Below are 14,156 nucleotides of genomic sequence, written 5' to 3'. Positions count from 1 at the left end.
CCGTAGAACCAAAGCCTAAAAATGGCGGTGATTCTACGGGGTGTTTCTTCAATTCCCGGCGGGGATCCGGCGGGGTCAAAGCTGTTTAGTTAACCTTTTCCACCTGATCGAAGGCCAGGTCAACTGGGGTTTCACGGCCGAAGATAGATACCAGTGCTTCCAGCTTCTGGTTGTCGGCATCGATGGAGGAGATTGTTGCGGAAACAGAAGCAAAGGCACCGGTAAGGATGGTGACTGCTTCGCCAACCTGGAAGTCCACGGAAACCTTCTGGGACTTGGCGTCGGTAGGCATTGCCACAACCTGCTCACCCTCGGCGCTGGAGGCTGCTGCCTCGCCGGTAAGGACGGCTGCTTCCTGAGGCATCAGGAACTTTGCGACGTCGCGGTGCTTGACCGGAGTTGCGTTGCCTTCATTTCCCACGAAGCTGGTTACGCCTGGGGTATCGCGAACCACGGACCACACGCGGTCATTCATGTCCATGCGAACCAGCACGTAGCCTGGGAGCAGCTTGCGCTTGACGAGCTTGCGCTTGCCATCGCGGATTTCGGTGACCTGCTCGATAGGAACAACAACCTCGTAGATGTCATCTTCAACTTCCAGAGTCTGCGCACGCATATCGAGGTTGGCCTTAACCTTGTTCTCGTATCCGGAGTAGCACTGGATGATGTACCAGGCGCCTGGCTGCTTCTTCAGCTGAGTGGTGAACTTGCGCAGACGAGCCTTGTAGTCAGCATCGGCGTCAACTTCTCCAGTATCACCCAAAGCAGCTGCGGCCTGTGCGAGGTCAACGTCTGTGGCATCACCGTCAGCATCTGCGTCTTGAGCTTCGGTATCTACCTCAGCGCTATCCTGTGCAGCAGCAAAATCCTCATCAAAGCCGGCGGCGATATCTAGATCGGCTTCCTGGATAGTTTGTTCTTCAACTGCGAACTCGTTGTTGTTCTCATCGCTCATTGTGCGTGTTCTCCAAACCTCTGTGTAAAAAAGACCCTCGGACCCAGCTCACTACTTAGTGGCGCGGGAATGTTTTTCTTCTGCCGTAGCTTTTTGTTCCATGCTACTGCGCGGAACCAGCAATTACATCCAACGCCCCAAGACGATCATCCAGGACAATAAATTATCCCGCCGTTTCCTTCAGCGGAAACAGCGGGACTTTAAAAAAGATATTTCTATCTTAGCTATGGAGTAAGGATCTTCTCAACTCCGAGGCCAGCCAAGAAATCAACGCCGGAAACCAAGGCGGTGAGCAGGATGAGAAAGACCAAAACCACGACGGTGTAGATAACCATTTGCTTGGCGGTTGGCCAAATTACTTTTCGTACCTCGGAAACAACCTCCGGAATGAAGGAAGCTACTCCCCCACCAAATTTGGTTTCACCAGTTCCGGTGGTTTTAGCTGGTGCGGAGACCTGCTTTGCCTCGGTGCTGGAGGCGGTGGTGGTTGAGGTACCTGACAGCTGACGCTTTCCGGTTGGACGCGATGCTCCACCTACGCCAGTGTTCTGCTCGTCGCTCACGACTCTCCTCAAAGTTACTTACGGCCAGGTGTGAAGTCTGTACTGCTGGGGACTTTTCCCAGCTTTTTCACGGCCCTGTGTTCAGCCCTCGAGGATACCCCACTTACTTAGGGGCTCGCAATAAATAAGCACACTCGCAGCAAGGTGGGAAATAAAAAATGAGGCACCCAGTCTCTAAAGACTGGGTGCCTCATAAAAATTTGCAGGGGCGACAGGAATTGAACCTGCAACCTACGGTTTTGGAGACCGTTGCTCTGCCAATTGAGCTACGCCCCTCTGCAACACAAACAACCATACCAGCTGTCTGAATTTTTGCGAAAAACGCCACTTCCAACCGCAAACAAGTTTGTAGTTAAAAGCGACGCCATCTCCCCGAAGGGATTTCCGCGGTAGCGATGGCGAGAATTGAACTCGCGACACAGCGATTATGAGTCGCTTGCTCTACCACTGAGCTACACCGCCACATTGCTTAACTTCTTAAAAAGAAGGAAAACAACAGAGCCCCCTAACAGAATCGAACTGTTGACCTTTTCCTTACCATGGAAACGCTCTACCGACTGAGCTAAGGGGGCATCTACTTCGACATTATGAGCGGGTTTTTTACTTCCCTCGCTGCGTTGAAGCCTTAAGAACTTTAACCCGAATCCTTCCATCAACACAAATCTGCAGCATGTTAATGGTTTTTTCGGATTTCTTGCACAATATTTTTGCGCTACTACGCACTAACCCCTAAACCCCACAGCAAGCGTGGCGTCGAGATAACTTTTCACATTTAGGTATGGCATTATTCAGCACGGCCAAAACACCCAGAAATGCAAAAAGAGCCCCCTAACAGAATCGAACTGTTGACCTTTTCCTTACCATGGAAACGCTCTGCCGACTGAGCTAAGGGGGCATCAACCTCAGTAGAAAACCGCTGGAATTTCTTGCGCGCTCTTCATTGAAGTCCTATGTAGATTAGCGTGAAGTTGTTAAAACACAAAATTGCAGCTTAAGGGCTATTTTTTGGCACCTTTAAACCTTAAAGTGCGCGCCGACAATCAGCGCTACGGTAGCGGGCCGCGTCGGCAAGCAAAACCCGAAAGCCAAACCTGCAATGCAAAAACCCGCTGAACTTTCCGAAGAAAATTCAGCGGGCGTTTGTGCCAGATGTAGGATTCGAACCTACGTAGGCGCAAGCCGACGGATTTACAGTCCGCTCCCATTGGCCGCTCGGGCAATCTGGCGAGCACCTTGCTTGGTGCGCTCTATACTTTACTATGACACCCCGACCAATGTGCAAATCGGCTGTTCAGGGCTAAAAAATGAGGTTTTAACCGACTCTTTTAACGGTGAACATTGCCAATTCACGCAAGGCATCCTTGACGGAATTATCGGGCAAACGATCCAACTCTGAGTTGGCGATGTCCATGTAGCGATAAACCTCGTCCAGAGCAGCCTGACGGCCACCGGATTGGGAAAGCAAGGCCAAGGCTCGCTCAACAGTCTCATCGTCTTCTAGCGGGCCGGTGAGGATCTCACGCAGTTGAGCGCCAACCTCGGTCTCCTCGCGCAGGGCGTAGAGCACGGGCAGCGTAAACACACCTTCGCGGAGATCAGTGCCCGGAGTTTTACCGGATTCATGGGTCTCGGAGAAGATGTCGATAATGTCATCGACAATCTGAAAGATCATGCCGATAGCAGCGCCGAACTTCTTCAGGGCATCAATATGCTCTGGAGAGGCCTCTGCGTGCAGCGAACCGAGGAAACCAGCGGAGGCAATAAGCACACCGGTTTTCTCGCGGATAACGTCCATATAGTGCTCAATGGGGTCGGTATCGCGGGCTCCGATGGTCTCGCGCATTTGGCCGGTCACCAATTCCCCGAAGGTCTCAGCAAAGTGGGCCACAGTTTCCATGCCCAGCTGGCTCATCAGGCGGGAGGCATGGGCCAGCAAAATATCGCCGGCCAAAATTGCCACGGAATTATCCCAACGCGCATTGGCGCTAGGCACACCGCGGCGCATGGTCGCCTCATCCATCACATCATCGTGATAGAGGGTGGCCAGATGTGTAATCTCCACAACAACTGCTGCTTTAATGACATTTTCTGATAGTGGCTTGGCGCCAAATTCAGAGGCCAAGAGCGCAAACATAGGGCGGAATCGCTTTCCGCCGGCCTTGGTGAGGTGCATGACCTTATCCACCAGGAAATCTTGTCCGGAGGATAGTTCCGTGCGCAGAAGTTCTTCTACCTGCACCATTGCGTGGTTGATCCTGGCCGTAAGCTCGGGATCACCAAACTCGACCTGAGATGCTCCGCTTCCGGTGGCACCTTCTTTTCCGAGCCCGTGGGAACGGGTTGGAACGGTTCGGCCGCTACTCATTCATCGCTACCTTTGGTGATCGAGTGTGGATTCTTAGCTGCCCTTGGGTAACCCAGGCAAGTGAATCCAAAGAAATGGACATAATGCTTTTCATTTAACCGTAGTCCACAGCAGCCCTTTCAAGCACCTTGGGTTAGTCTTCCCGCGCCAATTACTGCGACAATGGAAGGCGTGTCTTCAACTTCTGATGTTTCTCCCATCCCACCACAGGGTGCCAGCTTTGACCTTTTAATCATCGGAGCTGGCCCCTCGGGCGCTGCAACCGCCGTCCACGCCGCGCGCGCTGGGCTTAAAACTTTGCTTGTCGACGCCGCCTCTTTCCCGCGTGATAAAACCTGCGGTGATGGGCTTACTCCCCGCGCAATGAACCAATTGGAAAACTTAGGCGTGGCCGATCAACTCTTGGAGCATTACTCAAATAAGGGCCTGAAACTCCATGGTTTTGGCGGTTCCGTCACTGCCCCTTGGCCTGCTTCCTACCCCACTGCCGTGGGTTCTGCGATGGCTCGTCATAGCTTTGATGAACTTCTTTTCCGCCTCGCACAATCCCATGACGAAGTAACAACCTGGGAAAATGCCACTGCGGAAGAACCCATCTTTAAAGGCTCCCGCTTAGCGGCGGTGCGTTTCCAGCACGCTGGCAACTCCTATGAGGTAGCAGCCAAGCACGTTATTGTGGCCGATGGTGTGCGTTCCACCTTTGGTAAAAAGCTTGGCCGCATCTGGCACCGCGATGAGGTCTATGGCATCGCCGCACGTTCCTATTGCACCTCGCCTAAATCTGATGAGCCCTGGATGCACTCCCATGTGGAATTACGCGATGAACAGGGCGTAGTACAACCAGGTTATGGCTGGATTTTCCCGCTAGGGGATGGCACCGTCAATCTAGGTTGTGGCGCACTTTCCACCGATAAGCGGCCAGCGCGCATCAACACCAAAAAACTGCTCAGCTTTTATGCCTCCCAACAGCGTGAAGACTGGGGCCTGGGGCCTGAACAAGAGGTCACCTCTGCCCTGCTGCCTATGGGTGGAGCAGTTTCAAATGTGGCTGGCGCCAATTGGATGCTCATTGGTGATTCCGCAGCCTGCGTGAACCCGCTCAACGGTGAAGGCATTGATTATGGCCTGGAAACCGCGGCGTTGGCCGTCGAAACGCTAACTGCCTATCCCCGGCGCGACTTCACCCTTTTATGGCCGCATGTGCTTCGGGAAAATTATGGTGAAACCTTCCTGCTGGCGCGCACTGCTGCCCGTTTGTTGACCTACCCGCAGTTTTTGCCGCTGGCCGGGCCTCTGGCTTTCCGCGGACCTTTGCAAAAAGCGATTATGCCGGCGGCTGCACGTCTGATGGGCAATTTGATTACCCCGGAGGATAAAGATCTTTTGGCGCGAGGCTGGCGTTTAGCGGGGTCCAGTATGCAGCGCGCGCTTAAGGGTGCGCCTTTGTGGTCCTCAACGGTATAAAAAAATTGCTCTCCGCAGAATTTGAGGAGAGCAATTTTTTTAAGCTTCTGGCTTAACAGCCGAGTGCAATGCCACGATGCCGAAGGTGAGGTTTTGCCAACCACAATCAGACCAGCCATTGGCGTTAATTTCCTTGGCTAGTTCGGCTTGGCTAGGCCAGGCGCGAATGGAGTCCGCCAAGTAGATATAAGCCTCAGGGTTGGAGGAGACCGCGCGTGCGACCTGTGGGAGGTATCGCATGAGGTATTCCTTGTACACAGTGCCAAATACGGGGATCACTGGGGTGGAAAACTCCGCCACGGTGAGGCGTCCGCCGGGCTTAGTCACACGTGCCATTTCACGCAAGCCTGCGCGGAAATCGTGAATATTGCGCAGACCATAGGAGATGGTGACCGCGTCAAAGGAGTTGTCTGCAAAAGGCAATTTCATGCCATCGCCCACGACCTTAGGCACGTCACGATCCTTGCCTGCCGCCAACATGCCCTGGGAGAAATCACAGGCCACGCACCAGGCGCCGGACTTAGCTAATTCCACCGTGGAGACGGCGGTTCCTGCTGCCAAGTCCAACACTTTTTCACCCGGTTTGAGGTTGAGACGCTCACGGGTGCGCTTACGCCATACCCGGTCCTGACCAAAGGACAGCACGGTATTGGTGATGTCATAATTTTTTCCGACGTCATCAAACATTGATGCTACGTCGGAGGGGTCCTTGTCCAAAGATGCCTTAGCCACAAGCTTCAGTCTAACCAGGCTTAGTTGCTGATGCTTTCGCGGGGTTTAATCTCGCTGCGCTTGGCAGCTCCCTTAGAACCGCCCGCTGCAAACCAACCAATGGCCAAAAGGATAAACCACACGGGTGTCGCGAGCAACGCTGTACGGGTATCTGCCTCCAAGGACAGCACGCCCAGCACGGCAACAAAGAAGGCCAGTACGACATAAGCCATGGCTACACCACCAGGCATTTTGAATACCGATTTTTCGTGGAGTTCTGGGGTGCGGCGACGGTACACAATATAGGCCACCAGGATGTAAGACCACACCACCATAAAGAGCACTGAGGATACCGTGGTGATCAGGGTAAAGGCCTCAATCACCGTGCCCCCGGCATAGAGCATACCCAAAGCTGGAATCAGGCAGATCACGGAGAAGATCAATCCGCGTGCAGGCACCTGGCTGGCTGATAGTTTGCTCCAGCGCTTCGGCGCTGCACCTTCCAATGACAGTCCATACAGCATGCGGGAGGTGGAGAAAATACCACTATTGGCAGAGGAAGCTGCCGAGGTAATCACCACAAAGTTAATAATGCCCGCTGCTGCTGGAATGCCGGCAAGGGCAAACATCTGCACAAAGGGGCTGGTCTCTGGGCTGACTTCATTCCAAGGGGTGACCATCATGATGATGAGCAGTGCCAGGACGTAGAAAATCACAATGCGCACAGGGATGGAGTTAATGGCGCGGGGCAGAGTTTTTTCTGGATCCACGGTTTCTGCAGCGGCAGTACCTGCTAGCTCAATGCCCACAAAGGCGAAGATGGCGATTTGGAAACCAGCCAAGAAGCCAGTGATGCCATTGGGGAAAAATCCACCATTCTCGATGAGGTTGGAGAACTGTGCGCTGGTGCCATTGGGTTCTTGGAAGCCGGTGAACACCATAAAAAGACCCACAATAATCAGGGCAACAATGGCAACAATTTTGATGATGGCAAACCAAAATTCCATTTCACCAAAGAGGCGAACGGCAGCCAGATTAAGCACAAAAAGCAGGGCAATGCTCAAGACACCTGGAAGCCACAGCGGGATTTCAGGCCACCAATATTGGGTATAGCCGGTGATGGCAACAATGTCTGCCATGCCGGTGGCAATCCAGCAGAACCAATAGGTCCAGCCGGTGACAAATCCGGCAGCTGGTCCGAGAATATCGGAGACAGCATCGCGCAGCGATTTGTAATTGAGGTTGGCTAGGAGCAGCTCTCCCATGGCACGCATAACAAAAAAGAGCATAAAGCCGATGATGGCGTAGACCAGGATGACCGAAGGGCCTGCTGCGGAGATGGTTTTTCCAGAACCCATAAACAGGCCGGTGCCAATTGCACCGCCGATGGCAATGAGCTGGAGGTGTCGGTTGCTCAAGCCACGTTTGAGGTGAGCTTCTTCACCGTGGGGCCTGGCGTTTTCTGGGGTATTTATCTGTGGTGAGGACACTCACGCGCTTCCTGTTAGAGGTTGTGCAATTGATGGGCGCTAATCCTACACTCTCCCCCGCCCACAAAAACGCCCGCCTCACTGTCGGAGGCGAGCGAATCTAAAAAACTTTAGGCGTCGATGCTGGTGCGCACTCGCACACCCAGTGCTCGGGCCATCCAGGTGGGAAGCTTTGCGGCTTCTGCACTCGGGCCAAAGAAGGTCAGTGGAACGCGGTGGGAAAGCTCGATGACGTCGGTGTAGTGCTGGAATAGCTGGGCACAAAGAGCATCCCAGGTCTTGTTCTTTACACCGTTGCGGGCTGCCTTGCGCATTTTCTCGTGGCGGGAAGAATCCAAAATCCACTCTGCTGCTGCGGGCAGGTTTTCTTTAAATCCAACAACGTCAAGGAGCAGGCCGTTCACGCCTTCTTCAATGAGGTCAATGGGGCCACCAGCGCGTGGGCCAATGGTGGGAACTCCAGAGGCTTGAGCTTCTTGGATAGCCTGGCAGAAGGTTTCAAACTCACCTGGGTGGACAAAAAGATCCAGGGAAGCATAGGTGCGGGCTAGTTCTTCTCCGCCCAAAGCTCCAGTGAAGATAGCATCCGGCATCATGTCTTGGAGGTCTTTAGCCTCGGGGCCGTCACCAACAATGACCAATTGGATATCTTCGCGGCCGGACAAGCTGGACAGACGCTCCACGCCCTTCTCGGAAGCAAGGCGGCCCACAAAGCCCACGATCTTCTTCTTGCCGGTGCGATCCCAGCTGCGACGCAATTGCTCAGAGCGCTTAGCTGGATCAAAGCGGTGGGAATCTACGCCACGAGCCCAGTGGAAAATATCATTAACGCCGTGTTCACGTAGTTCATCAATGCTCATAGAAGAGGGAGCAAGGGTGCGCTGGCAGGTGTTGTGAACGGTTTTAATCCATTCCCAGCTGGCGGTAGCAAGTGGAGCCAGGTGATAACGCTGGGAGAAGCCAGCCACGTCGGTTTGATAAATAGCAATGGCGGGGATGCGCAATTGGCGGGCGGCAAAAGCACCTGCACTGCCCAGTACAAAAGGCGAAGCTAGGTGGATAATATCGGGGTTGTAATCCCGCAATACGGTGGTCACAGAAGGAAGTGGCACGCCGATGGGGAGGGAATCAATAAGCGGTACCCGCACGGTGGGCACGCGGACGATCTCAAAACCGAGGTAATCAGGGATTTCTTCTTCAAAATCCCGCGCCCCCGGAGCAATTACCAAGGCCTCATGGCCATGTGCTTTGAGATAATCCAAAACCCGGAGCACCGAGTTGGTGACACCGTTTACGTTCGGAAGAAAAGACTCTGCAACAATTGCTACCCGCATGGGTTCTATTATCTCCATATCATGCCAACCACACGATGAACCGTACGTGGCTTTATCGAGAACTTTTTGGAAGCTTTTAATAATTCAGGGTTACATTCTAATGAATCATTAAGGAGTGCTACTCAAAGTGCGCTCAAATCGCGCGCCAATCCGCGCAACTCCTAGCCATAATAGTCCGGCAACCGCGGTGGCAACAGCTCCCACGCTCAGTGCAGGAATGATAGCCAAAGTCCAGGTTCGCCCCTCAACTTTTACAAGCTCTGGATCAGACTTGGCATAGTTCACCCACACGCGCTGTCCTTCGCCCAGACCAGTGGGATAAATTAGGCCCGTTTCTGGGGAGTGGAAAATACCGTTTCCATCTTGATAATCCACAGTGGTGCGAAAAGAACCGACATTAGTGACCTGCGCCAAAGCACGGCCGGGGTTGTCAGCAATGGTGCGGTCATTAAGAAAAGGACCAATCACCATTGCCACCACACCCAACATCACTGCAATATAGACAGCGATCAACAATTGTTGCAGCCGACGCCGCAGCCTCACCCACTCCATTTAGACAACCTTTGCTTTGAGCGCCTCATGCTGCGCCCGGCGGGTATCGCGCACCGTGTGTGCCTCAATCACCCTAAAACCAGAGACCTCGGTGGCATCAACCAGCGCCACAATGAGATCTTGTAGGTTATCAACCTCCTGGTGTTCCACCCCATAACCTGCGCAGATCTCAGCCAAAGAGGCATCATGTGGGGTGCCAAAAGCGCGTTCAAATTTCTCCCGCAATTCAGGTGCACCGGTTTCCAGCGTTTCAAAAATGCCACCACCATTGTCATTAGCAACCACAATGGTGAGGTTTTCCGGGCGAGGTTCATAAGGGCCAATCAGCAGGCCGCCGACATCGTGCAGGAAGGCAAGATCACCCAGCAGCGCAATGCTGCGTGGTGCGCGAATCTCATCTGGATGTTGTGCCTGCACGGCAAGTGCCGTTCCGATGGACTGGGATACAGAACCATCAATTCCTGCAGTACCCCGAGGTGAATAGGTATCAACTCCATCAAAAGGCAATCCCACGAGGGAAAGATCACGAATGGGATTGGAAGCACTGGCAAAAAGGACGTCACCGGTGCCCAAGGTATCGGCCACAGCGGCTGCCACATGCAGGCCAGTAAAACCAAAGTCCTTATTTTCCAACACTTCGCGCACGCCTGCAGCTGCCACTTCAGAGGCTGCATCGCAAATTTTTAGCCACTGCTTATCTTGGGTGCCAGAAACCTTCACCCGGCTACCCACTTGATCGGCGTGCCGTCCGGGATCAGTCACAGTATCGGTACGTGAAAGCACAGTGAGTTTGATCGCAGGATCAGACATCAAAGCAATAACTCCACGGTGCAAAGTGGGATGCCCCACCACAATCACGTGTTCAGGGCGAGTATTAACCACATACCCCTCGGCCGAAACCTGCTCTTTAAGCAAAATATTGGCTGCCAGCGGGTGCACCGGGTGGAAAGGATTAGGTGCAGTGGGTTCCGCCACAGTGGGCACATCCTCCAAACCTTCAACCTCCCAGGCCTCATCGCCGGAAATAACCAGAGTGCGCTCGGCAAGATCCACCGTGACCTCGCCACGATCCACCCAGCGCTGGCGCCAGGGTTGCTTCTCCGCACGCTGGCTTGCCGGCAATTCTGCAGCCACCAAAGGTACATCGAGGGCGATATTAAAGTGCCGAGGGCGTTGCGACGCATCCTCGCTCAAGCTTTGTGCCAAGGCGTCAAGGTCCGCGGTGGTGTTGACCGCAACGGTTGGCGCCACGGCGCCAAAAATATTGTCTTGGGTTATGGTCTGGCTGGCACCCGTGCCCACCAAATGTGCCGGACGATCTGCCGACAACACAATGAGTGGGATATGGGCATGAGCTGCCTCAGTCATAGCTGGCAAGCAATTGGAAACAGCGGTGCCCGAGGTCATTACTACTGCCACCGGGCGGCGCTGGACGCGTGCTAGAGACAGTGCCAAAAAGCTCGCGCTGCGCTCGTCGATACGCACATGCACGCGCAAGTCCTCGCGGGCCAGCACCTCAAGGGCTAGGGGTGAGTTCCGGGAACCGGGGCATAACACCACGTCAGTGATGTGGGGGCTGAGTGTTTCAAGGACGGCGCGGGATAAATCTTGGGCTGCAGTGCGAGACATGTTCCATAGTCTAGATTGTCTCCAGGACACGGTAGGATTCCCGGGCACGCTGCAGCCACCACTGACGCCTATCGGCGCTGGCAGCAAGGGTTTCTAGGCGATCACGCGCAGGCTCAATCGGGCGGGTTTCCATAAAACCATCAACAATCTGGTGCGGCATGGCCACGTCTTCTACAAATAACTGCGAGGTCGCGAGCCCTGCAGCCTGCGGTGCCACGTCGAGCAGATCGTCATCATCAAGTTTGGGCAGGGCTGCCACCGCTGCTAGACCGGCGTTTATGCCCACTACAGTATCCAAGGCGCTGGCAACAGTGATATCCATGGTACGTGCGCGCAGGTGCGCAGCCACCTCCAGCACCCGACGCACCCCGCCCAATGGAGCCACCTTCACCACGGCCACATCGGCGGCTTTAAGCTCCGCCACGCGGTAGGGATCATCTGATTTCCTAATGGATTCATCGGCAGCAACACGGGCAAAAATGCCACTACGCTGCAAGGTTGCGCGCAAAAGCTCCAATTCTTCCACGGTTTTACAGGGCTGTTCCAAATAGTCCAACGGCCCCAAAGACTGCGCAGCTTTTAGTGCTTCCTCAACTGTCCAACCGCAGTTGGCATCCACACGAATGATCGCGCCGGGGCGAGCCTCACGTACGGCTTGAACGCGCGCAATATCATCAGCCAAGGTTTGGCCGCGTTCGGCAACTTTCACTTTGATGGTGCGGCAGCCTGGAAACTTTGCCAACACCTCTGGCACCTGTGCAGCGGGCACGGCCGGGATTGTGGCATTAACTTCTACCCTTTCACGCAGGGCTGTTGGAAAACCCTGCCAAGCTGCTTCAATGCCTGAGGCCAGCCAGGCACTTGATTCCTTGGCGTCATATTCCAAGAAGGGGGCAAATTCACCCCAGCCAGCGGGGCCTTCAAAAATCATGGCCTCGCGAGTGGTAACCCCGCGAAATTTCACATTCATTGGCAGCGACACCACATGGGCGCGCTCAAGGATCTCATCAAGTGCAGGCGGGTTCATAGTTATTAAGCATATGCCCTGCTCTATCTGAGCCAGCTGCTAAATAAGGTGAGTCCCGGCATCATCAACCAAGAGCGCTTGGCCATCACGCAGGAGCAGCAGCGGAAATTCCTGACCATAAAGGCGCACAGTCTCGGCAAAAACCTCAATGGGAAACTGCGGAATAGTGCCTGCTGTATGAGGAATAATTACGTGCTCACATAGGCCAAGGCCGCTCAAATCTGTCAGCTCAGGCGCAAGATCAGGGCTATCAAGCAAGCTCACCGGCCCAATATTGGGCCCCGCAATTACGGCCCCGGCGCTAGTGCCAATATAGGGCAGCCCGGCGCGCACCTTTGCTGCCAGGAGCTCAGCAGCACCAGTAGAACGCAGCACCCACATCAGATCAAAGGTTTCGCCGCCTGCAACATAGACGCCGTCCACTTCCCCCAAAATTTTTTCAATCTCTGCCAGAGGTGTGGTGGCGATGGGAAGTTCTCGAAGCTGCAGGCCATGGCTGCGCAGCATTTCCCTTTCCATATTGATAAAGGGAGCAGCCTCAGGGCTGGCAGCAAAAGTTCGGGTGGCATCAGAAATATACGCCACGGTTCCCTGCAGGAAAGTCCCTATATGCTCGTGTCCAAAAGAGGTCAGCAGCAGTCTCATACCCGCCCAGCATACAAATTAAGGAAGCGCCATGACCAACCCCCGCGAAGTACTTCAACCCCAGAGCATTATCGACGAAAAACTGGGATGGGATATCGCCTCGGACTATATTCAAGCGACTTTTGCCACCGGTGATTTTATGACTGGGGTGCGTTTTATCAACCTCATTGCTGAATCCGCTGAGGCTGCTAACCATCACCCCGACATTTCCTTGCACTATGGCGCAGTGGTGGTTGAGCTATCCAGCCATGATGTGGGTGGCATTACCATCCGCGATATTAGTTTGGCGCAGCAGATTAATAACCATGCCTCTGCCCTCGGATTGGCTTTTGAGGCTTAAGCTTAAAGACCATGAGTACCTATAGCACTGAGAATCCTTTTGATCCCACGCAGTGGACCACCGTTCCCGGTTTTGAAAACCTCACCGATATCACCTACCACCGCCATGTAGGCACCTCGCGTGCCGAGGGCATTGTGCGCATCGCCTTTGATCGCCCTGAGGTCCGTAATGCTTTCCGCCCCCACACCGTTGATGAGCTTTATCAGGCCCTTGACCATGCGCGCCGTACCCCAGATGTGGGCACCATTTTGCTCACTGGCAATGGCCCCAGCAAAAAAGATGGCGGCTGGGCCTTTTGTTCCGGCGGTGACCAGCGCATTCGTGGACGTTCCGGCTACCAGTACGCCACCGAGCATGATCATGATGATGTGCATGCCGATGCTTCCACCGTTGATGCAGCTCGCGCCAAAGTAGAGGGCGGACGTTTGCACATTCTGGAGGTCCAGCGCCTTATCCGCACCATGCCCAAGGTGGTTATTGCAGTGGTTAATGGTTGGGCTGCCGGTGGCGGACACTCCCTACATGTGGTCTGTGACCTCACCATTGCCTCCCGCCAAGAAGCCCGTTTTAAGCAGACCGATGCTGATGTGGGATCCTTTGATGCAGGTTATGGCTCTGCTTATTTGGCCAAGATGGTCGGCCAGAAATATGCCCGCGAAATCTTCTTCCTGGGCCGCACCTACGATGCTGAGCGAATGCAGCAGATGGGTGCCGTCAATGTCGTGGCTGACCACGCTGAGTTGGAAAATGAAGCAATTCAAATGGCCAAGGAGATTAACTCCAAGTCCCCCACTGCGCAGCGCATGCTGAAGTTTGCTTTTAACCTCACCGATGATGGGCTCATGGGTCAGCAGGTGTTTGCTGGCGAAGCTACTCGCTTGGCTTATATGACCGATGAAGCAGTGGAAGGTAAGGAATCTTTCTTGGAAAAGCGGGACCCGGATTGGAGTTCCTTCCCCTATTACTACTAAAGATTTCCCCCGTCTAGCGCAGCGGGTTTGCGTCGAAAAGCAGCTTTTTAATGTTTGGTAGCACCTTTTTTAATAAATTAACCTAAAGTTCATCTGGTTGGTTCCAAAAA

General features: G+C 54.1%; 13 protein-coding genes and 5 tRNA genes. 3 read left to right on the top strand and 15 right to left on the bottom strand.

Annotated elements, in window-relative coordinates; all coding sequences use genetic code 11:
• Window positions 1-85: 85 nt before the first annotated feature.
• The 8 genes from nusG to SFC07_RS03465 form a co-directional block, all read right to left on the bottom strand.
• Window positions 86-955, bottom strand: a complete 870-nt coding sequence (nusG, locus tag SFC07_RS03500) for a transcription termination/antitermination protein NusG (RefSeq protein WP_411206847.1) — start codon at window positions 953-955, stop codon at window positions 86-88.
• Window positions 956-1,179: 224 nt separating this feature from the next.
• On the bottom strand, window positions 1,180-1,518 hold the full coding sequence (secE, locus tag SFC07_RS03495) for a preprotein translocase subunit SecE (protein WP_411206846.1): 339 nt from the start codon (window positions 1,516-1,518) through the stop codon (window positions 1,180-1,182).
• A 203-nt stretch (window positions 1,519-1,721) separates the two neighbouring features.
• Window positions 1,722-1,794: transfer RNA gene (locus tag SFC07_RS03490), tRNA-Trp, on the bottom strand.
• Between the two features lie 114 nt (window positions 1,795-1,908).
• Window positions 1,909-1,980, bottom strand: a tRNA-Met gene (locus SFC07_RS03485).
• Window positions 1,981-2,017: 37 nt separating this feature from the next.
• Window positions 2,018-2,090 (bottom strand) — tRNA-Thr (locus SFC07_RS03480).
• A 250-nt stretch (window positions 2,091-2,340) separates the two neighbouring features.
• A tRNA-Thr gene (locus SFC07_RS03475) sits at window positions 2,341-2,413 on the bottom strand.
• 248 nt (window positions 2,414-2,661) lie between these two features.
• Window positions 2,662-2,744 (bottom strand) — tRNA-Tyr (locus tag SFC07_RS03470).
• 86 nt (window positions 2,745-2,830) lie between these two features.
• On the bottom strand, window positions 2,831-3,883 hold the full coding sequence (locus tag SFC07_RS03465; RefSeq protein WP_411206845.1) for a polyprenyl synthetase family protein: 1,053 nt from the start codon (window positions 3,881-3,883) through the stop codon (window positions 2,831-2,833).
• Window positions 3,884-4,054: 171 nt separating this feature from the next.
• On the opposite strand from SFC07_RS03465, the gene SFC07_RS03460 reads away from it, so the two are divergent.
• The gene (locus SFC07_RS03460; protein ID WP_411206844.1) at window positions 4,055-5,347 is read left to right on the top strand and encodes a geranylgeranyl reductase family protein; all 1,293 of its coding nucleotides are present in this window, start codon (window positions 4,055-4,057) and stop codon (window positions 5,345-5,347) included.
• Between the two features lie 39 nt (window positions 5,348-5,386).
• On the opposite strand, the gene SFC07_RS03455 is transcribed toward SFC07_RS03460, so the two are convergent.
• The 7 genes from SFC07_RS03455 to SFC07_RS03425 all read right to left on the bottom strand — a co-directional run bounded on the left by SFC07_RS03455 (window position 5,387) and on the right by SFC07_RS03425 (window position 12,735).
• Window positions 5,387-6,079 carry a demethylmenaquinone methyltransferase gene (locus SFC07_RS03455; protein WP_411206843.1) on the bottom strand — a complete coding sequence of 231 codons (693 nt, stop codon included), beginning with the start codon at window positions 6,077-6,079 and terminating at the stop codon, window positions 5,387-5,389.
• A 20-nt stretch (window positions 6,080-6,099) separates the two neighbouring features.
• Window positions 6,100-7,476: an amino acid permease gene (locus SFC07_RS03450; RefSeq protein ID WP_411207029.1), complete on the bottom strand. Its 1,377-nt coding sequence runs from the start codon at window positions 7,474-7,476 to the stop codon at window positions 6,100-6,102.
• 182 nt (window positions 7,477-7,658) lie between these two features.
• Window positions 7,659-8,882 carry a glycosyltransferase family 4 protein gene (locus SFC07_RS03445; protein WP_411206842.1) on the bottom strand — a complete coding sequence of 408 codons (1,224 nt, stop codon included), beginning with the start codon at window positions 8,880-8,882 and terminating at the stop codon, window positions 7,659-7,661.
• Window positions 8,883-8,990: 108 nt separating this feature from the next.
• A complete protein-coding gene (locus SFC07_RS03440; RefSeq protein WP_411206841.1) occupies window positions 8,991-9,434 on the bottom strand; it encodes a DUF3592 domain-containing protein in 444 nt (147 codons plus the stop codon).
• Window positions 9,435-11,063, bottom strand: coding sequence for a 2-succinyl-5-enolpyruvyl-6-hydroxy-3-cyclohexene-1-carboxylic-acid synthase (gene menD / locus SFC07_RS03435; protein WP_411206840.1), 1,629 nt, complete (start codon window positions 11,061-11,063; stop codon window positions 9,435-9,437).
• A 10-nt stretch (window positions 11,064-11,073) separates the two neighbouring features.
• Complete coding sequence (locus SFC07_RS03430; RefSeq protein ID WP_411206839.1) at window positions 11,074-12,090, bottom strand: o-succinylbenzoate synthase; 1,017 nt, start codon at window positions 12,088-12,090, stop codon at window positions 11,074-11,076.
• A gap of 39 nt (window positions 12,091-12,129) precedes the next feature.
• On the bottom strand, window positions 12,130-12,735 hold the full coding sequence (locus SFC07_RS03425) for a Type 1 glutamine amidotransferase-like domain-containing protein (protein ID WP_411206838.1): 606 nt from the start codon (window positions 12,733-12,735) through the stop codon (window positions 12,130-12,132).
• A gap of 31 nt (window positions 12,736-12,766) precedes the next feature.
• On the opposite strand from SFC07_RS03425, the gene SFC07_RS03420 reads away from it, so the two are divergent.
• Together SFC07_RS03420 and SFC07_RS03415 are read left to right on the top strand one after the other, a co-directional pair.
• Complete coding sequence (locus SFC07_RS03420) at window positions 12,767-13,075, top strand: 4a-hydroxytetrahydrobiopterin dehydratase (RefSeq protein ID WP_411206837.1); 309 nt, start codon at window positions 12,767-12,769, stop codon at window positions 13,073-13,075.
• A gap of 11 nt (window positions 13,076-13,086) precedes the next feature.
• Window positions 13,087-14,046, top strand: coding sequence for a 1,4-dihydroxy-2-naphthoyl-CoA synthase (locus tag SFC07_RS03415; RefSeq protein ID WP_411206836.1), 960 nt, complete (start codon window positions 13,087-13,089; stop codon window positions 14,044-14,046).
• The last annotated feature ends 110 nt before the right edge of the window (window positions 14,047-14,156 follow it).

The sequence above is a fragment of the Corynebacterium callunae genome (genome assembly GCF_046592015.1).
Lineage (GTDB): Bacteria > Actinomycetota > Actinomycetes > Mycobacteriales > Mycobacteriaceae > Corynebacterium > Corynebacterium callunae_A.
The sequence above is the reverse complement of the archived record's forward strand: the minus strand, read 5'-3'. Positions and strand labels throughout refer to the sequence as shown.